Below are 20,384 nucleotides of genomic sequence, written 5' to 3' on the forward strand. Positions count from 1 at the left end.
TACTATCATTTTTCTTGTAAATATAGTTCTTTGTAATATTGCTTAGCCATACGCTCACTCGTAAATTCGGGAACAATATCATCAATAGCTTTGAAAACAATTTTATTCCATTCGCTTGGCTTATCATAGAAAGTAGGCAAAATCTTTTCTATCAAAATATCATATAAATTATTACTATCTATATAATCTTGCTGTTGCGTGGGTAAATTGAAATCTATTGCTGGTAGCACAAAACAGTTTTTTTCATCTTGAGCAAATTCTGGAATCCAACCATCATCTGTAGAGAGGTTAACCGACCCATTAAATGCTGCGCTCATTCCACTTGTACCAGAAGCTTCCCTAGTGATTCTTGGCGTACTCAACCAAACATCTGATCCTTCTTTCAACTTTTTAGAAAGTTCAATTTCATAACCGGTCAATACGGCTAGATTTGGTCTATATTTTGTGTAATTCACCAATCTATTGAAAACATCAATGGCATAACCATCAGTAGGATAAGGCTTTCCTGCCCATATAATCTGAACGGGGCGTTTGTTATCGCTTAATAGCTCTTCAAATCGGTTAAGGTCACGCAATAATAAATCCGCTCTTTTATACTCCGCAAATCGTCTTGCCCAAACTATGGTTAAAACTTCAGGATCAAAAATTTTGCCAGTTTGCTGAAGAACCTCTTCAAAAAGACTATTCTTCAATTCCTTTTTTCTCTTACCAAAAGCCTTAGCATCTTTCTTTTTCCATGCTTTTTTCACCTCATCATCCTGCCAAAAAAGTAAGTTTTGAGCATTGGTAATAGGTATAATTTTGGCTGTTCCTGAAAAATCCTTCCACATGTTAGCTGCAACTACAGCATGTAATTTTGATACGGCATTTGCTTTTTTTGCAAACCTTAATGCCGCAACTGTATGGTTAACATTATCACCGTTTGTCATTTTCTGACGTACTTGTTCATCAGAAAAGCGTTCTCCAAAAAAGCCTAAATTATTTAAATAATACGCATTGTTCTCCACATTACCAGCTCTTTCAGGAGTGTGGGTCGTAAAAGCCATTTGGGCTTTGCTGCCTTGGTTTTGCAAATAGTAGAAAGCGGGCAAGGCATGACCTTCGTTAAGGTGATAAACATCAGCACCACCCAATGCTTCAATAATTTTCGCTCCCCCAATACCAAGAACTATACTTTGAGCCACACGAGTTTCTTGGTTTGAATCGTATAAATTATTGGTAATGCTGCGAGAAAGAAAATCATTGCCTTCAACATCGGTAGTTAAGAAATAAATAGGAGCAGAACCAAACACTTCAGGTTTAAGCACAAGAGCGCGAACTTTAACCTGGTAATTGTTATTTACCCTAACTTCTACCTCAAGACCAGAATCTTCTAAAAAACTATAGTTCTTTTCAACAAAATCTACCCGCAGAGTTTGATCTTTATTTCTATTTTGGTCATAATAACCATATTTCCACAAAATACCCACACCAATCAGATTTTGCTTTAAATCGTAAGCAGATCTCATATGTGAACCTGCAAGGAAGCCTAAACCGCCAGAATAGGTTTTTAGACCTTGGTGTACGGCAAACTCCATGCTAAAATAGGCTGTTCTTTTGTCGAACTCCTTGGCTACTTTATAAGGATGGTTCCAAGTACCAAGTTTATTCTTTACGTTGTTATCAAGAGTTGTTTCCATAACTATAAAATTCAATTTAATTGATACACTTCTTTAAATGAACCTATTGAAAAGGTCTTGACTTTTTTATGTAAACACAAAAGTCAAGACCAATTCATTCTTTAAAAATGTAACACGATTTCGTTTAAAAATAAATCCTAGATATCATTATCCATTATCTGGTGAGCGTCAATTAACGGGCCACCGTTTATAACTTCATCCGAAGCTTGGTTAATGAATTTATCAAAGTTTAAATGGAACGAATGTGCTAATTGTATAGCCTTACTGATATATGCCCCTTTTTGAAGCCAAGTGTTCATTGGATCCAAAAGTTCTGTAGGTACATTATGACAGTATTTAGGCATATGTAAACCAAAAATAGGATGTTGTTCAAAATCTACCTTTTCTAACTCGCCTTCCAAAATTGAAGAAATCATGGCTCGTGTATACTTCAGTTTTATTCTTGATCCTACGCCGTAAGGACCTCCACTCCAACCTGTGTTCAACAACCATACATTAACACCGGCCTCAGTCATTTTTTTACTTAGCATTTCTGCATACTTAGTTGGGTGCAATGGCATAAATGGCTCTCCAAAACATGCGGAGAAAGAAGGAACAGGCTCATTAATACCAGCCTCTGTACCTGCAACTTTAGCAGTGTACCCAGATATAAAGTGGTATGCAGCTTGCCCAGGTGTAAGTTTTGATACCGGTGGCAATACCCCAAAAGCATCACAGGTTAAAAAGAAAATATTCTTTGGATTATCTCCGTAGGAAGGTACTTGTATGTTATCAATATGGTCGATAGGATAACTAACCCTTGTATTTTGCGTGATAGAACTATCTGAATAATCAACCTCTTTCGTTCCTTCTTTAAAAACTATGTTTTCCAACAAAGCACCTGGACGGATAGCACGGAAAATATCTGGCTCTTTTTCTTCAGTAAGATCAATCACCTTAGCATAACACCCTCCTTCAAAATTGAATACGATGTTATCTGCTGTCCAACCATGTTCATCATCTCCTATAAGTTTACGGTTAGGATCTGCAGACAAGGTAGTTTTTCCGGTTCCTGAAAGTCCAAAAAAGATAGCCGTGTCACCATCCTGTCCATAATTAGCAGAACAATGCATTGGCAATACATTTTTCTCAATTGGAAGAATAAGATTTAACGCAGAAAAAATACCTTTTTTCATTTCTCCGGTATAAGCAGACCCAGCAACCAAGGCTACTTTTCTTGTGAAATCCAAAATGGAGAAATTTCCAGCTCTTATTCCCGAAGCTTCAGGGTCTTTTGCCACAAAACCAGGGGCACAAAGAACTACCCATTCTTCTTCAAAATTTTCAATTTCATTATCGTTCAATTGAATGAACATATTTTTGACAAAATAATTTGACCATGGGTATTCCGTAATCGTACGGACATTCATTCTATACTCTGGTGCAGCGCCTACATAAGCATCACGCACATATACTTCTGTGTCTGACAAATAATCAGCAACTTCATCATAGAGCTTATTGAAATTTGCAGAATCTATAGGTTTGTTTATTCTACCCCACCACACTTTGTCTGCGGTATAGTCATCTTTTACAATAAAACGATCTTTTGGAGACCGACCGGTAAATTTTCCTGTATTTACACATAACGTACCGTTTTCTGTTTCTGTACCCATACCTTTCTCAACAGTTATTTTCTGAAGAGTTTCTCCGTCTAGGTTCCAGTTAGCTTTTACATTTTTCAGCCCGTACTTTTCAAGGTTTGCGTTCTTGGGCATTCGTGATAATGTTTCCATAATTCTGTTTTTTAGTGGTTCATATTAAAAGGGCCATATTACTGGCACCAAAAGCATTGTTGCTGCAAAAAGCAACAGTAAAAGTGGCCCACCCACTTTTACATAATCTATAAATTGATATCCTCCTGCTCCCATAACCATGGCATTTGTGGTGGTTCCCACAGGAGTTAAAAAAGCTGTAGAAGCGCTAATAGCTACAGTAATCATAAAAGGTTTAGGAGAAACTCCTAAAGAAAGTGCCGCCATGAGTGCAATAGGCGCCATCAAAACTGCGGTAGCGGAATTATTAATCGTCTGGCTAAAAGCAGTGGTTACCAAAAATATCCCTCCCAAAAGCACTACTGGATGAATATCCCCTAAATAACTCACCAGTCCATTAGATATCATTTCGGCAGCCCCGGTCTTTTGTAAGGCAATACCCATAGGTATCATGGCAGCGATCATAACCACGCTCGTCCAACTGATACCTTTATACGCCTTTGATATAGGAACACAGCCTGTAATCATAATTATTCCTGCACATATTAAAGCAGCAATAGCACTTGGCATTAGCTTTAAGACCAGTAATAAGATCATTAATATTAAAGTCCCCAATGCGATATAGGATCTTGGCGTTAGGACATCTACGTCTTTGGCCATTGCTTCCGGACTACCAGAAACTACCAAGTTTTCATACACATTGTTCAATGCTTCAATATTTTCCCAAGACCCTCTAATTACAAATGCATCACCCGCTTTAATGGTTACATTCTTATCTCCAATTGGTTTACCGTCTCGTGAAGCTCCTAATAATTGTATGCTCCATTTGTTCAAATATTTACCCATTGGCAAGGTTTTACCAACAAAAAAAGAGGTGGGAGTAACAATCATTTCTACCATACCAACTTCTTGGTTAATCAGCTCTCTTTTTACTTCAGATGATTTAAATTCTTTAGGAATAAGCCCTAGTTTAAACTCTAAAATTATCCTATCTACATCTTTGGCCGCACCCTTAACTGTTATAATATCATGGTAACGCATCTGTGTATTCGGTTCCGGAAACTCAACATAAGGCGGTGTACCTTTTAAAACACTTGGGTGTCTACGGCGTAAGCGCATAACGGAAACGTTGTATTTTTTCTCAAAATCCCAACTGCCAATTTCTGTACCGATCAATTCTGACATAGAACGAATACGTAAGCGATACATATTATCACCAATACTATAGTTCTTAATCCATTTATGAACTTCTGAATCTATATTTACAGGCTTATCTTCTGTTTCATGATTTGGTAAAAGACGGTATCCTATAAACTTAAAATAGAGTATCACTATTAATAATAAAGGAAGACCTACCAAGGCAAACTCAAAAAACGAGAATGAAGGAATTCCATTTTCAGTCAATACATTACTTACTATAATATTTGGCGGCGTTCCCGTCAAGGTCAAAAGACCACCCGTGTTAGATCCAAACGCCACGGGCATAAGTAATTTTGATGGTAAAGTTCCTGCCTTCCAAGCGGCTGAAACCGTAACCGGAAGCAATGCTGCTACCGTACCAGTATTACTAACAAAACCAGAAAGAACCCCAGAACCCAAAGTAACCAAAATCAATAGTTTAGATTTACTTTTACCGGCCCATTCCACAAACTTTTTACCAGCAAGGGCAGTCCACCCCGTTCTTGCAAGACCCTCTCCAATAATAAATAGCGCCGCAATCATTATTACCGTTGGGTTACTGAAACCGCTCAGGCTTTCTTCCATATTAAGAACACCAACTAGGTATAGTGCCAACATAGACATTAAAGCCACCACATCCGGAGGAAAACGCCCCCAAACAAATAAAGCGATGGTTACTGCCAAAATCACAAACAATATAGTCATGAAGTCTTTATTTATAGGTGCTAATCAATAGCTAATACTGGGATTTGCGAATGTAATGTGAACATTTCCGTAAGTGCTCCTTTTGAAGGTTCACTCTTTTTTGCATGGTTATTAGGAAGAATTGCGATCATATCCAATTCTTTACTAGACGCATACTCAAGAACCCCTTTTACCACATCAGGATTTTCTATAAATACGTGTTCTGAGTAGAAATCTTCAAGATAATACTCTAATGAATTTTCGTTCTTTTCCTCTGTTGAAGAATAACCATATATTCCCTCACTGTTTTCAATAGTGATTACATATACCTTTGCATTAAATCTTCTTGCCACCTTAAGCAAGGTATCAAGAACACTCTTGTCTTCTATTTCTTCTTTCCCCAGTACCAAACCAATATTCTTAATCTCAGTTTTATTAGTAACAAAAGGAACAACTAAAACCGGACAGTCAATCTCCAAAACCAATTTTGAAGTATTGGTTGGCGAGGAATCTTCATTATCAAATGCACCAAACGTACCCATTATAATAAGGTCTACTTGCTCATCTTCCTGAATTTTAACCAATGATTGGGTTAACTCGCCTTTAATGGCAATCCATTCAATTTTATTTTTAAGAATCTTGGCATATTCCTCTTCTACAGCTTTAAAAGCCTCTTTAAGTATATCTATATCGTGAGACTCAGAAACATACCCTAGAATAATCTTAAGGTCTTTATCTTGGCCTACAAAGTGTACAGCATAGTCCAATGCTTTTTTAGCGGTTTTTGAAAAATTAAACGGGATTAGAATTGTAGGATTTTTTTTCATCTTGCTAGTATTTTAATTATTCATTGCCAAAGTTAAGTCCTGATTCGTGCCTATAATATGACAGATGTCATATAGTTAAAAATAGGTTTGATATAAATTGCACCATAATTAACAACCTTCTATAAGATTACAAAAACACCTTAATTACAGAACTTTACATATGTTTAAATTTATGTTACCAAGCTATTATCTTTAAGAGGAGAGAAATCAATCACAGAAAATTTCTATTCTTTTGCGAAGTTCAAAGGCATGAAATCTGAATCAAAAAGATGATAAGGTTCATAAAACGAAATCTAATTAAATAAGATTTATCTTATAATTGACGTAATCCCCATATAATGAACAAAGCTTTAGTAAAAAAAATTACTGTGTTCATTTTTATTCTTTTTAGTGCCGGTCAGGTTTTTGCACAGACAAGCGATAGTACGGCACTTAGGACTAAAAAATTAAAATTCTTTTTAAATGAAGAAAAGACTCATTGGTTAGCGGTGCACATGTACACCCAACTTTGGATGAGAATGAACGATAACAATCCAGGCAGCACCATTTCAGACGTACCAGAACACTACACCTATGATGTTTCCGTTAGACGTTTTAGATTGGGATTTCAAGCGCAGGTTAGCGATAGACTTTGGGTCTACTCACAGTTTGGAATAAATAACCTCAACTACCAGTCACCTCGTGGCACATCACTAGATTTATTAGATGCATACGCAGAGTTTGAAGTAGCCAAATCCTTATACATCGGTGCTGGAAAAACGGCATGGACAGGGCTTTCTCGCTATTCGGCACCCAATACTTCTAAATTACTCACCAATGACTTACTCTTACTGGCGCTTCCAACAGATGGCGAGGCAGATGACCTTATTCGTAAACTAAGTGTCTACGCTAAGGGAAAGTTGGGGAAACTAGATTACCGTATAGTAGCTTCCAAACCGTTTTTGCCCAGCAATAGCAGTGATACAGAGGAAGAGCTTGAAGAAGATATCGCAAAGTTTAATGATAAAACGAAGGGAGGCATCTACTCCACCTATCTAAAATGGGAATTTTGGGATGCCGAAGCAAACCGTATTCCCTTTAGCAATGGAACTTACTTGGGTGAAAAGAAAATACTTTCTATTGGTATAGGTGGCGAATACCAGAATGACGCGTTGTCTACTACAAAAAACGACACCGAAGTATTTCATGACATGGTACTCTGGTCTGTAGATGCATTTCTAGATTTACCGATAGATACTTTTAAAAAAACAGCCATTACGGCTTACTTAGGCTATTTCAATTACGATTTTGGACCTAATTACATACGTAATACGGCCACCAATAATACCACGCTAACCTTAGATAATAGCCAAGCCTCCTTTAACGGCGCCGGAAACGCTTTTCCATCAGTTGGCAGTGGTAACTCAATATATATGCAAATGGGATACCTTTTTCCAAGTATGGGGCGCACTAGATACTATGGAAAATTACAACCCTATGCCGCTGTACAGTATTCAGATTTTGACCGTCTGGACGAACCCATGACCTATTATGACCTAGGTATTAATTGGTTTCTAAAAGATCACCTTTCTAAATTTTCCCTCAGCTTACAGAATAGACCTATTTACAATTCTACCGATCAAGGTCTTGAAGTGGATTCTAGAAAATGGTCTGCTGTGCTACAATATATTATACGAATTGAATGAAATACTGGCGAACATACGGAATACTACTCTACTTTTTGGTACATGGTCCTTGTCTTTCTACTCTTCAGGCGCAGTCCAAACCAAGCAACAATAAGCTTCTTTTTTATTTAGATAATGAAAAAGAGCAATGGCTTAAAATAAGTGCCTATGCCCAAATTTGGGCACGTAATACGCAAAACAACCCTGGAAGCACCATAAATGACAGACCTGCATCTACAACTACAGATCTTTCCATAAGACGTTTTAGACTTGGGGTAAGTACAAGCCCTTGGCCAGAGACAACATTCTTCTTTCAATTAGGCGTTAACAACCTCAATTATCTATCTTCTCGAGGAACTTCGGTAGACCTATTAGATGCTTATGTGGAGCATAAATTATCTAACTATATTGCTGTGGGTGGAGGGAAGTCTGCATGGAACGGATTGTCTAGATATACATCGCCAAGTTCTTCCAAAATGATTGCATATGACATAAGTTTTATTGCTCTGCCCACCTTAAATGGTACAGATGACCTTACCCGTAAACTAAGCGTCTATGCGAAAGGAAAAGTAGGCAAGCTAGATTATCGTCTAGTTTTGGCAAAGCCCTTAGCCATTCAGAGTACAACCACAGCCGCTGAACCGGTAGAAGGTTTAGCAAGTTTTACCAGTAATAAACCCAATGTACAATACTCTAGCTATATAAAATATGAATTTTTAGATGCCGAAAGTAATGCCTCCCCATTTCTTAGCGGCTCTTACCTTGGAAAAAAAAGAGTACTTAATCTAGGTATAGGCTATACACTTCAACCCAATGCCTTATGGTCTTTGAGGAGCAACGAGAATCAATTTCATGATTTAAAACTTTTTGCCGCTGATGTTTACCTAGACCTACCCCTAAAATTTAATCCTGAAATGGTAATTATGGCATATTTGGGCTACTTCAACTATGACTTTGGTCCAGGCTATATAAGGCAAATAGGAGCCAATAACCCTGTAAATGGTTTATTATCTACAGAAGAAACTTATAGTGCCAAAGGAAATAGCTACCCTGTATTAGGTACAGGAGAAGCATTATGGGGCCAATTGGGATATCTTTTCCCATCTATGGGTAAAGAAGACAATAAAGGCAGGTTACAGCCATACATATCTGCTCAATACTCAGATTTTGATGCCATTCCATCTCGTATACTTCAATATGATTTTGGTATGAACTGGTATTTTAACGGCCATTTATCTAAATTATCAATAAACGCTCAAAACAGACCTGTTTATAGTAACTCCGCAGAAGGCATACTAAAAGATGGTCGCAAATGGATGTTCGTTATGCAATATCAATTTAGGATTGATTAGTTCATTCGTTGGGAAAAATAACTTCTCCTAAAGGTTGAAGCCTCAACATCACAGCCTATTTAAAACTGGTTTTTCTTTAAATTTTTCTACAATCTATAAAATTCCGTAACGGCTCAAAAGAGACCTACTTAAGTCGCATAAACTTAATGCAGGCCGGATTTTACTTAAAGTTCAAATTCCAAAATCGGCAATTATTATAATATGTTTTATGATTCTAACAAAAACATTAGTCAAATATCTCTAATTCCCTTGATTATTAATGAAATAATGATATATTTGGTTAACCAATCTGGTTTACCAATAAAATATAAGTTGATTATAGACAACCTTTCAGTTGTCTTATTTAATATAAATTGTTTTGAGTTAGCTATTAGAATTTACTAATCTATTACAGATTAGTAAATTCTTTTTTTATAGCTGTTCCAAAGTCTAGAAATATATCTATTCTTACCTTTCAGCTATCAATCACGAATAAAAAACTGAACTTATCAACTTGAAGAATAGTATAAAAACTACTGAGTATGGATCTTAAAAAGCAAAATTGGCGTACTAAATTCTCCGCTTACATCGCTCTATTTTTGCCGGGCATCTTCTTACTTGGACTAAACATAGGCACGGGCAGTGTTACCTCAATGGCCAAAGCAGGAGCGGACTATGGTATGTCTTTACTATGGACTATTCTAGCCTCTTGTCTTACCACCTATTTCATGATTAACCTTTACGGACGCTATACGCTCGTAACAGGTGAAACAGCGTTACAAGCTTTCAAGAAACACATACACCCTGCAGTGGGTATATTTTTTATCATTGCACTAACAGTAGGCGTTTGCGGTAGTGTTATGGGGGTTATGGGTATTGTTGCAGATATCTGTTTTGAGTGGTCTAAAACCATAGTAGATGGTGGTATATCTCCCATTTATTTTGCTCTTCTCTTTATTTCCATGGTATATTTTATATTTTGGAACGGTAAGACCCAATTTTTTGAAAGGGCATTGGCTGTTATAGTAGCTATAATGTCCGCCAGCTTTTTAATTAATTTCTTTATTATGATGCCACCTCCTATGGATATCATTAAAGGTTTAATACCAACAGTGCCAGAAACAATAAGTGGTGAAAAAGGCCCACTTTTGATTATTGCTTCTCTTATAGGCACAACTGTATTTTCAGGTCTGTTTATTATCAGAACTACCTTAGTTAAAGAAGCGGGCTGGACTATTGATGATTTAAAAAAACAAAGAAACGATGCATTGTTTTCCGTAACTCTAATGTTTCTAATAAGTGGTTCAATTATGGCTGCTGCTGCAGGTACTTTGTTCGTAGAAGGCATACAGCTCTCAAGAGCTTCTCAAATGATTGAACTATTAGAGCCTTTGGCCGGTAGTTTTGCCACTTCAATTTTTGCGGTAGGTATAGTTTCTGCAGGTGTATCCTCACAGTTTCCTAATATTTTAATGCTACCCTGGCTCATCTGCGATTACAACGAATCTGAACGTGATATGAGCTTGCCTAAATACAGGCTTATCGTATTTCTAATTTCGCTATTAGGTTTGGTTGTACCCATTTTTGACGCTCAACCGGTCTTTGTTATGATTATCAGTCAAGCGTTGAATGCTATTATTTTACCTCTTACTGTTCTAGGTATTTTTTACTTGGTAAACAGAAAAGATTTAATGGGCACTTATAAGGCCGATATGAAATCGAATGTTATTTTAACCCTCATATTAATTTTTGCAATTTTCACCTCAGTTACTGGTATTAAAGGTGTTATTGAACTCCTAAACTAAAAACATGGATAACGATTTACAGAAATACGCCCAAATTCCTTTAAAGCAAATTTCAAACCGAGTATGGCGCACCTACTCTGGAGGAGCATTAATAGATAAATGGAAAAAAGATACTCCTGAAGTAGATAATAGTTTTCCTGAAGAATGGATTATGTCTACCGTAACTGCCAGAGGTAAAAACAGACCTGATGATGAAGGTCTTACCAAAGTGCATACCGCAGATGGACTAGTCACACTTAAGAGCTTAATTGACACAGACAAAGAGCTGTTCTTAGGAAAAAAAGTGGCCGATAAATTCGGATCAACGGGTGTATTGATAAAAATGCTCGATTCACAGGAACGTTTGACCATCCAAGTACATCCTGACAAAACGTATGCAAAAGATATTTTAAATTCTTCATTTGGAAAAACAGAATCTTGGTATGTGCTTAACACCCGAGAAATAGACGGCGAAAAAAGTGTGGTCTACATGGGGTTCAAAAAAGGGGTTACCCGTAAAGAATGGGAAGAACACTTCACGAACCAAGATATAGAAGGCATGTTGAACAGTCTTCATAAGATTGAAGTAAAACCAGGCGATGCATTCATGATTTATGGTGGGGTGCCCCATGCTATTGGAAGCGGATGCTTTTTAATGGAAGTGCAAGAACCTACTGATTATACCATGCGTGTTGAGAAAATCACACCTGCAGGACTGGAAATTTCTCCAGAACTTATTCACCAGGGTGTGGGAGAGAAAACCATGCTAGATTGTTTTCATTATGACGATTATACGTTAAAGGAAGCAATGGACAAATGGAAGATAAAACCTAAAACCCATGATTCTTCGGAAGGGCATACCCTAAATACAATCTTTAATAAGACCCATACGGATTGTTTTGGCCTTAGTGAACTCTATTTAGATGGTGAACACACCATTACCTCAAACGGAAGCTTCTATGTGGTTGTAGTCTATTCTGGAGAGGGCACTATGATTTGTAATGGTGAAGAATATATGTATGCACAAGGCGACGAAATTTTTATTTCCGCGGCAATTGAAAATATAACTTTTAAATCTACCGTGAGTTCCAAACTTTTACTTTGTTACCCTCCTAGTTAAGAACCATTTGTATTTACGTATCATTTCTAATGATATGGGTACATAAATATACCCTAGATACATTAAAAGAATATCTTATATTAAAAAAAGAACGGAGGTACAAATTGTACTTCCGTCCTTTTTTTATCCAAATTCAACACTTACGTTACGCTTATAATGTCTGTGTTTATTTTTCTCATAAGAAGTTATAGTCGCTCTTTCTTCAGCCTTAGTTGGTTTTTTTGCTGTAAAATGTAAAACCTCTAATGGATTAACATTCGCATCCATTTTAGAAGGGTCAATGGCTAGCTTATTCCCCAAAAGTTTACCTAGCTCCTGATATCTAAATCTAATAAGGGTATTAACAAGGGTAACCGTACCATCCATTTCAGAAAGAATCAACTGAATATATTCATTATGCTCTTTTGTTAAGGTGTAACTCATTTTACAGGACCTGCAGCGTACCACCAACAATTTATGTTGCTGATAATTCCAAAGCTGCATCTTATCACATTTACAGTTTTTACAGATAGTAGTCTTTTTTCCAAGACCTTCAAGATGGCCTCCCAACGTTCTATATCGCTGTACCAGCCCTATATTTTCAACCAACCATAACTTTGCTTTTATCCTTTGTTCGGATAGCTCTACCCCAAAATACCAAAAGAAAAACAAAATAGAAGGAAAGGCTATTGTCCCTAATAAAAGCGGTCCCACATCCAATACAAAAGATTGTATGGATGTTGCTTCTTGTAATAAAGCAATCGGGAGACACGCTGGAATCATTTATCAAATAGGTTGGTCCTCACAAAGTAGTGAATTACGTGTGATTATGATTGGTGAAGAGTCAATAATGTCACCTAAAAACATGACTATTAGCAATATATAAATTTAGCACCTCTGTTTCTGATGTTATCAAAAAAGAGCCAAGGTTTATTTGCGAAATACAGACAGATCAAAAAAGGAAAGTGGTAAAACAAAAAAAGCCAGTCTTTCGACTAGCTTTTTGTTGCTCCCCCTCTAGGACTCGAACCTAGGACCCTCTGATTAACAGTCAGATGCTCTAACCAGCTGAGCTAAGGAGGAAAATATGTCCGCCTAGATTACCTAAGCGGGTGCAAATATAATAGTTTTTTTTAATGTCCCAAATAAATTTTACAATCTATTTTTCCATTAGGTATCTATAAAGGTCATTTCCGTTTGCAAACAGTATTAATGCAAGCAATAAAAAGAAGCCAACAACCTGTGCATATTCTAAAAACTTATCACTTGGCTTACGACCTGAAACCATCTCGTATAACAAGAACATTACATGACCACCATCTAACGCCGGTATAGGCAGTAAGTTCAAAACACCCAGCATAATAGACAAGAAGGCGGTAGTGCCCCAGAATACCTGCCAGTTCCAAACCTCAGGAAAAAGTCCGCCAATGGCCGCAAAACCACCAACACCCTTATAAGCGCCTGTGTCTGGATTAAAAATCTTTTTTAATTGCTTTAAATAGCCAGTAAATGTAGTTACACCTTTATTTATTCCTGCAGGAATAGATTCAGCAAAAGTATATTTCTCATTCTGAATACTTAAAAGACCTCTTTTCTCCATTTCATCCATAGATGGCATAACCGGACGTACTCCAATTTGCGCAGAATCATTGATCACTACTGGAATAACTTTACGAACACTATTATCACGAATAACGGTAAGGTTAATTTTCTCTCCTTTATGCTGCTCTAAAATAGGTTTAACCTCATCAAAATAGGTGACTTTCGTACCGGCAATCTCCACTATTTCGTCCTTAGATTCAAGGCCAGCATCAACGTTTAAAGATTCTGGTGAAACTTCCCCGATTAGAAATGGAAAACGAAAACTTAAAAACCGGATACGGTCTTTATCATCAAGCAAAGTGTTTATAAAATCAACAGGAATTTCCTTTTCTATAGTTTCCCCATTACGGTCTATTGTAATGTTGTTTCCGTTAATAATATCCATGAAGATAGTATTGAAATCTTTGATTTTCTCACCGTCAACCGCAAGAATTTTATCTCCTGTTTGAATACCAATTTCATCACCAATGGTCTTTTCAGTAACATATACGCCATCTTTTAAACCGTCTGCGGGTATAAACGTATCGCCATAAGCATAAGCCATACCAATATAAATAACCAACGCAAGAATGAAGTTTACGGTTACCCCACCCAACATAATAATAAGTCGCTGCCAAGCCGGCTTGCTTCTAAATTCCCATTCCTTAGGCTCTTCGCTCATTGCCTCGGTATCCATGCTCTCGTCAATCATACCGGATATTTTTACATAACCACCTAACGGAAGCCAGCCAATACCATAAACGGTTTCACCTATTTTCTTTTTAAAAAGGGAGAACTTAACATCAAAGAACAAGTAGAACTTCTCTACACGAGTTTTAAATAATTTAGCAGGAATAAAATGACCCATTTCGTGAAGTACGATCAACAACGAAAGGCTTAAAAGAAATTGTATAGTCTTAATAATAAAGGGACTCATCTATGTTTTCTATAATTAATGAACTCATCTTGAATTCAGCCGACAAAAGTACACTTTTACAGTCGCTTAAAAAAAAGAACTGATAACAGCCATTTGATTTTAAGAAACATTTAGCAGCACTATAAGGCATTAACGGTTGAATGCTTGTATTGACTAACGTATCTTTACCAAAAAGATTATGCGCTCTTTTTTCGCAAAATATAAATTTTTTGGTCTTGTACTCTTAGGGCTCTCTGCCGTAATCATGTACCTGTTTTATAATGCTCTACAACCGCCTGAAATATTAACGGTTTACCAACCTACCATGGTCAACCCTGAACTTGTGGATAGTACTGTTCAATACAAAAGAAAATATCATACCATTGCAGATTTTTCTTTGACCAATCAAAATGGGGAAACCATAACGCAGGATAACTATGCCAATAAAATTTATATAGCTGATTTCTTTTTCACTACCTGCCCTACCATTTGTCCAATTATGACCAAGAATATGGTTAGTATTCAGGAACGCATTAAGGATTTTGATGATGTGATGCTTTTGTCACATTCCGTCACTCCAGAAATTGATTCTGTGGCGCAATTAAAGAAATATGCCATTGAAAAAGGTGTTGATGATTCCAAATGGAACTTGGTTACAGGTGATAAAAAACAGATATACGAACTGGCCAGAAAATCATACCTAGCCGTAAAAGATGATGGTGATGGCGGTCCTTTTGACATGATTCATACCGAAAACTTCATTTTAGTGGATAAGAAAAAGCGCATCCGTGGGTTTTACGACGGCACCAATGAAGAAGAGATAGAGAAATTAATGGGGGATTTAAAAATTCTAATGACCTCAAATAAAGAGTAATAAACCAGCAAGTTTGTACTCTAATTCTCTAATGCATCTTTCTAAATTAAATCTATATCTCTCTTAATTCTTCAAGTCAATTTTAATCAACCTGAAAACTTCACCTTTTTTAGGATTTTTTGGGATTCAACCCGTCTCTTTTAGGATAATTTATGCTACTTTTGCCCTTACTTGTAATCAATCTAAATAAACATTGGGAATTACGGTCGCACAACTAAAGAAAGGACAAAAGGGAATTATAAAAGAATTCTCTGATGGCTCCCTGCCTATTAAATTGCTAGAATTAGGTTGTTTGCCCGGTAATGAGATAGAATTGGTTCAGGTTGCCCCTTTTAAAGACCCTATTTATATAAACGTAAATGGTTCACATATTGCTATAAGACGTGAAACAGCAAAGCTCATTGAGCTGGAAATTATAGAAGACACCCCGGTTTTATGAGTAAACAAATTAATGTTGCACTTATAGGAAACCCCAATACCGGTAAAACTTCCGTTTTTAATCAACTGACCGGACTTAATCAGAAAGTAGGTAATTATCCAGGTATTACTGTTGAAAAAAAAGAGGGTATCTGCAAATTACCTAGGGGAATAAAAGCACACATACTAGACTTACCGGGCACTTATAGTTTAAATACAACCTCTTTGGATGAGAGTGTTGCCGTGGAGTTGCTACTGAACAAAAACGACAAGAATCACCCAGATGTGGCTATTGTTGTTTCTGATGTAGAAAACTTGAAACGAAATCTTCTTTTATTCACACAGATAAAAGACCTTAAAATACCTGCCATTCTTGTTATTAATATGGCAGATCGTATGTCGCGCAAGGGTATAACGGTAGATATTCCACTTTTAGAGAAAAAGCTAAATACCAAGATTGCGTTGGTCAGTACCCGAAAAGGTGTTGGTATTGACAAACTTAAAGAGCTAATTTCCGATTATAAAAATCTATCTACAGTACAAAATGTAGATATTACGGTAATAGATCCCGGGTATTTTAAAAAATTAAAAGAAGCTTTTCCTAATGAAGACCTGTATAAGTTGTGGCTTGTTATTACGCAAGACGTCAATTTTATGCCCATTGAGAAAAAACTTTTTAAAGATGCATCGTCTTTTGCTACCAAATCTAAATCAGAATTAAAACGACTACAACAGAAAGAAACCATTCTTAGATACCAATTTATTAATGGTATCCTTAAAGGCACATACAAAGTAGATTTGGCCATTGCCAAAGGTTTTAGGGCTTCATTAGATAAGGTTCTTACACACAAGGTTTTTGGATATGTAATTTTCATGATTATTCTCCTTACCATATTTCAGGGAATTTATGAGTGGAGCGGATACCCCCAAGATTTAATAGAAACGTTTTTTGCTTCTGCAAGTTCATGGGTAAAGGATACACTTCCGCCAGGTGTGTTCACGGATTTAATTGCAGAAGGAATCTTAACAGGTATTGGCGGTATTGCCATGTTTATTCCGCAGATTGCTTTCTTGTTCTTGTTTATATCTCTTTTAGAGGAAACCGGCTATATGAGCCGTGTGGTCTTCTTAATGGACCGCCTAATGCGTCCTTTTGGTCTAAGCGGTAAAAGTGTTGTGCCCTTAATATCTGGAACAGCATGTGCCATACCTGCCGTAATGGCCACCCGAACCATTGAAAATTGGAAAGAAAGGTTAATAACCATTCTTGTTACACCTTTTACAACTTGTTCGGCACGGTTGCCTATTTACATTATTATTATAGCCCTTGTAATACCGGAAGGTAGTTTTCTTGGGCTGGGTTATAAAGCGCTTACCTTAATGTTGTTGTATTTACTTGGTTTTGGCGCCGCAATATTTTCAGCTTTGATACTGAACAAAATATTAAAAATTAAAGGCAGGTCTTTCTTTGTCGTCGAAATGCCAAATTACAAATTACCCTTACCTAAGAATGTTGCTTACACGGTATGGGAAAAGACCAAAAGTTTTGTTTTGGGAGCAGGAAAAATTATCTTGGCCATTTCCGTAGTACTATGGTTTTTGGGCTCCAATGGTTATGCAGACGATTTTAAGAATGCCGATGAAATTGTTGCTAACCGCGTTCAAAACGAGGGATTTTCAGACTTTAACCAAACCAGTATCGTAAGTGCATTAGGCGCTTATGAATTGGCTTTAAAAGATAGTATCAGCACCAATGCATACCGTATGGATGCCTCTGCCCTATCTGATTCTTTAGCACAAAAACAAACCTATCTTGAGCAAAAAGCCCTGCATCAAGAAATCTCCAGTTATAAGTTAGAAAATTCCTATATGGGCTACATGGGTAAGGCCATAGAGCCTATTGTACACCCATTGGGTTACGATTGGAAAATTGGTATTGCAGTTCTTACATCATTTGCGGCACGTGAGGTATTCGTGGGCACATTAGCCACAATATATAGCGTTGGTAACGATGAAGAGCAAACCATTCAAAATAGAATGGCCGCAGAAATAAACCCTAAGACAAAAAAGCCACTGTTTAATCTGGCATCTGGAGTCTCTCTTTTACTCTTTTATGCGTTTGCCATGCAATGTATGAGTACATTGGCAGTAGTAAAACGAGAAACAAATACTTGGAAATGGCCTGCCGCACAACTAGTTTTTATGAGCGCTTTTGCGTATATTGTTGCCTTGGTAGCATATCAAATACTAAAATAAAATGAGCATACTTCAACCCATATTGGTTTATATAGTTTTAGCAATCTCAGTTGGCTATTTAGTGAAGAAATTCTTTTTGCCAAAAACAATGTTCGCCCACAAGAAAGAGAACACCAAAGCTTGCGGACAAGATGGTTGTGGTTGTCACTAATTTTAGAATCAACTTGCTTGTAAAGTTTGTCTTCAAACTAAAACATATTTAAATTCAGCACTCCTGTCTTCCTCCTTTTGTAGGTTAATTCGTTAATAAAAGGATAAATCGGTATTAAATAAATCAAAAAAATCGTGCTTACTTCAATTGCTATCGCTTTTTTTGAAAAGCCATTAGCCATGAATATGCCAAAATCCTTCGCTTATCTGTCCGTTTTCTTCCTTCTTTTCACCACAACACAACATGCCCAAAGCTTAAGTTCTATCATTGTAGACTCCGTTTCAAAAAAACCTGTGCCCTACGCCACCGTGCAGCTGAATAACAGGGGTATGATTACAAACGAAGAAGGTAAATTTAAATTTCTTTTATCGGACGCAATAGAGGCTACTGATTCACTTTTCATTTCTTGTATTGGGTACGAATCTATAGGAAGACCTATTGCAGAGTTTACTGATAGCCTTATCACCCTGAGACCAAAAGCCATAGCGCTTCAAGAGGTTATTGTTTCTAACAAAAATTATACTCCAGAAGAAATTGTTGAGCTTGTTGAAGAAAACCTGGAAAAAAACTACATTACCGAGTTTTCTAAAAAACGACTTTTTTTAAGGGAAACCTACCAAAGCAATATTATAAAGACCGATTACGAAATCAAGAAATCTACGATTGATGCTTTTAATAAGAATTTCTTGGACAGTGTAATTCAGACCATTCCTAAAAACAATATTTATTATACTGAAATGTTAGGCGACCTCTATGGTGCCGACGATGCGGATGAGCAAAAGTTAGACCTCATAAAAGCCTCTGAACTGTATGACAAAAGCAAGGAACTTGATGTAGAAATCTTAGAAGAAAAATTCAATAAAATTGCCAAAGAAAATATTAAAACTGACTCCTACTTTAAGGTAAAGTCAGGCCTTTTCGGCACTAAGGTAGACGCCGAGGACATGAGTGATATCTTTAAGGAAGAGGTAGATTCTACAGATGCCGCAGCATTAAATGAACACCTTGAGCAAGAGAAGAAAAAGAAAGAAGAAAGGCGCGAATTTTTTCTAGAATACAAACGAAAAACACTGGGCAACCTTTTTGAGAACCTACCCATTTTTGATGACACCGATTACAATGTTATATTTAAACCGGGACGCTATGAACTAACTCTGGAAAACCACACCTATTTGGGTGACCAAGCTGTGTATGTCATCCGCTTTGTACCAGATGGCTCTCCTGAATATGGGGGAATGCTGTACATAAACTCCGATGATTTTGCTTTAATACGAATGGATTTTGAGAATACGGAATCCCTTCGTGATTTTAAACTGTTAGGTGTTTCCGTGAATGAATATTTAGCAAAGGGAAGCATTCTTTTTGATAAAGGTGCGGATCAAAAATACCATCTACGATACTATAATATAATTAAAGGTATTCGCGGAGGCTTTAAAAGGCCATTGACTATTATTGAAAAGAACAAACATGTTAAAGGAAGACGTAAGCAAAACGAACTAGCTTTAAAAGTAGATGCTGCTTTTGGAAATATTAATCAATATGAGCTTATTGTTTTTGATGAAGACCCTATCAATTCAGGTCAATTTGAAGCATTTAAGGAAAAAACAGGGGTTCTTCCCACTTATATGCCAGATTACGACCCCAATTTCTGGAAGGGACATGACATTATAGAACCCAACCAAGCCATAAAGGAGTTTACTTCAGTAACACAATCAGAAAACTAAACGAGGTTACGGACAAAGCTGTATAGCAATAGTCCCCAACCACATACTAAGAGTAACCCGCCAAGTGGTGTTATAGGTCCTAGAAATCGTAATTTTTTTCCTTTTGCAGAGCTAATAACCAAAGCATAGATACTGAAAGAGAACAAGAACGTACCAATAGCAAAACAATAGACCATATACTGCTGAAAGGCCACATCCATATTAAAATTAAAACCTATAAGCAGCAATATAATAGCGTGGTACATCTGGTATTTAACACCAGTTTCAAAACTCTTAAGCTGCTCTTCAGAAAGCAACTTCTTTAAAGCATGGGCTCCAAAAGCACCGAATATTACCGCTAAAAGACCATATAATGCACCAACTATTTGAGCCAAAAGAACCATAAATAAATTTTGAAGCGAAGATAGGCGTTGCCGATTCCAAAACAAAGAGCCAATCGACTATCGATTGGCTCTTCTTATATAAAA

Annotated in this window: 16 protein-coding genes and 1 tRNA gene; 9 read left to right on the forward strand and 8 right to left on the reverse strand. The window is 36.8% G+C overall.

Going from position 1 to position 20,384, the window contains the following annotated elements:
* Positions 1-5: 5 nt before the first annotated feature.
* The 4 genes from glgP to IWB64_RS04815 form a co-directional block, all read right to left on the reverse strand.
* On the reverse strand, positions 6-1,679 hold the full coding sequence (gene glgP / locus IWB64_RS04800; RefSeq protein ID WP_194532922.1) for an alpha-glucan family phosphorylase: 1,674 nt from the start codon (positions 1,677-1,679) through the stop codon (positions 6-8).
* 137 nt (positions 1,680-1,816) lie between these two features.
* Positions 1,817-3,451 (reverse strand): phosphoenolpyruvate carboxykinase (ATP), encoded by a 1,635-nt coding sequence (pckA, locus tag IWB64_RS04805; RefSeq protein ID WP_194532923.1) that lies wholly within the window; start codon positions 3,449-3,451, stop codon positions 1,817-1,819.
* Between the two features lie 24 nt (positions 3,452-3,475).
* Positions 3,476-5,314, reverse strand: a complete 1,839-nt coding sequence (locus tag IWB64_RS04810) for an SLC13 family permease (RefSeq protein WP_194532924.1) — start codon at positions 5,312-5,314, stop codon at positions 3,476-3,478.
* Between the two features lie 20 nt (positions 5,315-5,334).
* Entirely contained in the window at positions 5,335-6,120 is a 786-nt protein-coding gene (locus IWB64_RS04815) for a universal stress protein (RefSeq protein ID WP_194532925.1), read from the reverse strand.
* A 338-nt stretch (positions 6,121-6,458) separates the two neighbouring features.
* Between IWB64_RS04815 and IWB64_RS04820 the strand changes: the two genes are divergently transcribed.
* The 4 genes from IWB64_RS04820 to IWB64_RS04835 all read left to right on the forward strand — a co-directional run bounded on the left by IWB64_RS04820 (position 6,459) and on the right by IWB64_RS04835 (position 12,019).
* Positions 6,459-7,805, forward strand: coding sequence for a hypothetical protein (locus IWB64_RS04820; protein ID WP_194532926.1), 1,347 nt, complete (start codon positions 6,459-6,461; stop codon positions 7,803-7,805).
* A complete protein-coding gene (locus IWB64_RS04825) occupies positions 7,802-9,136 on the forward strand; it encodes a hypothetical protein (protein WP_194532927.1) in 1,335 nt (444 codons plus the stop codon). The genes IWB64_RS04820 and IWB64_RS04825 overlap by 4 nt, the downstream gene beginning before the upstream one ends.
* Before the next feature lie 521 nt (positions 9,137-9,657).
* Positions 9,658-10,920, forward strand: a complete 1,263-nt coding sequence (locus tag IWB64_RS04830) for an Nramp family divalent metal transporter (protein ID WP_194532928.1) — start codon at positions 9,658-9,660, stop codon at positions 10,918-10,920.
* 4 nt (positions 10,921-10,924) lie between these two features.
* Positions 10,925-12,019: a type I phosphomannose isomerase catalytic subunit gene (locus tag IWB64_RS04835; RefSeq protein ID WP_194532929.1), complete on the forward strand. Its 1,095-nt coding sequence runs from the start codon at positions 10,925-10,927 to the stop codon at positions 12,017-12,019.
* A 123-nt stretch (positions 12,020-12,142) separates the two neighbouring features.
* Here IWB64_RS04835 and IWB64_RS04840 read toward each other — a convergent pair whose 3' ends face one another.
* The 3 genes from IWB64_RS04840 to rseP form a co-directional block, all read right to left on the reverse strand.
* Positions 12,143-12,781: a hypothetical protein gene (locus IWB64_RS04840; RefSeq protein WP_194532930.1), complete on the reverse strand. Its 639-nt coding sequence runs from the start codon at positions 12,779-12,781 to the stop codon at positions 12,143-12,145.
* A 226-nt stretch (positions 12,782-13,007) separates the two neighbouring features.
* Positions 13,008-13,081 (reverse strand) — tRNA-Asn (locus IWB64_RS04845).
* A gap of 76 nt (positions 13,082-13,157) precedes the next feature.
* Positions 13,158-14,516 (reverse strand): RIP metalloprotease RseP, encoded by a 1,359-nt coding sequence (gene rseP / locus IWB64_RS04850; protein ID WP_194532931.1) that lies wholly within the window; start codon positions 14,514-14,516, stop codon positions 13,158-13,160.
* Between the two features lie 178 nt (positions 14,517-14,694).
* On the opposite strand from rseP, the gene IWB64_RS04855 reads away from it, so the two are divergent.
* The 5 genes from IWB64_RS04855 (at position 14,695) to IWB64_RS04875 (ending at position 19,917) form a co-directional block, all read left to right on the forward strand.
* The gene (locus IWB64_RS04855) at positions 14,695-15,369 is read left to right on the forward strand and encodes an SCO family protein (protein WP_194532932.1); all 675 of its coding nucleotides are present in this window, start codon (positions 14,695-14,697) and stop codon (positions 15,367-15,369) included.
* A 193-nt stretch (positions 15,370-15,562) separates the two neighbouring features.
* Positions 15,563-15,808, forward strand: coding sequence for a FeoA family protein (locus tag IWB64_RS04860; RefSeq protein ID WP_194532933.1), 246 nt, complete (start codon positions 15,563-15,565; stop codon positions 15,806-15,808).
* On the forward strand, positions 15,805-18,042 hold the full coding sequence (gene feoB / locus IWB64_RS04865; protein WP_194532934.1) for a ferrous iron transport protein B: 2,238 nt from the start codon (positions 15,805-15,807) through the stop codon (positions 18,040-18,042). The genes IWB64_RS04860 and feoB overlap by 4 nt, the downstream gene beginning before the upstream one ends.
* 1 nt (position 18,043) lies before the next feature.
* Complete coding sequence (locus IWB64_RS04870) at positions 18,044-18,193, forward strand: hypothetical protein (RefSeq protein ID WP_194532935.1); 150 nt, start codon at positions 18,044-18,046, stop codon at positions 18,191-18,193.
* A 134-nt stretch (positions 18,194-18,327) separates the two neighbouring features.
* Entirely contained in the window at positions 18,328-19,917 is a 1,590-nt protein-coding gene (locus IWB64_RS04875) for a carboxypeptidase-like regulatory domain-containing protein (RefSeq protein WP_317171953.1), read from the forward strand.
* Here IWB64_RS04875 and IWB64_RS04880 read toward each other — a convergent pair.
* Entirely contained in the window at positions 19,914-20,300 is a 387-nt protein-coding gene (locus IWB64_RS04880; protein WP_194532936.1) for a DUF423 domain-containing protein, read from the reverse strand. The two genes, IWB64_RS04875 and IWB64_RS04880, sit on opposite strands and share 4 nt — an antisense overlap.
* Positions 20,301-20,384 lie beyond the last annotated feature (84 nt).

The sequence above is a fragment of the Zobellia nedashkovskayae genome, assembly GCF_015330125.1.
Classification (GTDB): Bacteria; Bacteroidota; Bacteroidia; order Flavobacteriales; family Flavobacteriaceae; genus Zobellia; species Zobellia nedashkovskayae.

Excerpts from the sequence above, each read along its gene's own strand:
- glgP (WP_194532922.1), bottom strand. The coding sequence starts at position 1,679 with ATGGAAACAACTCTTGATAACAACGTAAAGAATAAACTTGGTACTTGG.
- pckA (WP_194532923.1), bottom strand. The coding sequence starts at position 3,451 with ATGGAAACATTATCACGAATGCCCAAGAACGCAAACCTTGAAAAGTAC.
- IWB64_RS04810 (WP_194532924.1), bottom strand. The coding sequence starts at position 5,314 with ATGACTATATTGTTTGTGATTTTGGCAGTAACCATCGCTTTATTTGTT.
- IWB64_RS04815 (WP_194532925.1), bottom strand. The coding sequence starts at position 6,120 with ATGAAAAAAAATCCTACAATTCTAATCCCGTTTAATTTTTCAAAAACC.
- IWB64_RS04820 (WP_194532926.1), top strand. The coding sequence starts at position 6,459 with ATGAACAAAGCTTTAGTAAAAAAAATTACTGTGTTCATTTTTATTCTT.
- IWB64_RS04825 (WP_194532927.1), top strand. The coding sequence starts at position 7,802 with ATGAAATACTGGCGAACATACGGAATACTACTCTACTTTTTGGTACAT.
- IWB64_RS04830 (WP_194532928.1), top strand. The coding sequence starts at position 9,658 with ATGGATCTTAAAAAGCAAAATTGGCGTACTAAATTCTCCGCTTACATC.
- IWB64_RS04835 (WP_194532929.1), top strand. The coding sequence starts at position 10,925 with ATGGATAACGATTTACAGAAATACGCCCAAATTCCTTTAAAGCAAATT.
- IWB64_RS04840 (WP_194532930.1), bottom strand. The coding sequence starts at position 12,781 with ATGATTCCAGCGTGTCTCCCGATTGCTTTATTACAAGAAGCAACATCC.
- rseP (WP_194532931.1), bottom strand. The coding sequence starts at position 14,516 with ATGAGTCCCTTTATTATTAAGACTATACAATTTCTTTTAAGCCTTTCG.
- IWB64_RS04855 (WP_194532932.1), top strand. The coding sequence starts at position 14,695 with ATGCGCTCTTTTTTCGCAAAATATAAATTTTTTGGTCTTGTACTCTTA.
- feoB (WP_194532934.1), top strand. The coding sequence starts at position 15,805 with ATGAGTAAACAAATTAATGTTGCACTTATAGGAAACCCCAATACCGGT.
- IWB64_RS04870 (WP_194532935.1), top strand. The coding sequence starts at position 18,044 with ATGAGCATACTTCAACCCATATTGGTTTATATAGTTTTAGCAATCTCA.
- IWB64_RS04880 (WP_194532936.1), bottom strand. The coding sequence starts at position 20,300 with ATGGTTCTTTTGGCTCAAATAGTTGGTGCATTATATGGTCTTTTAGCG.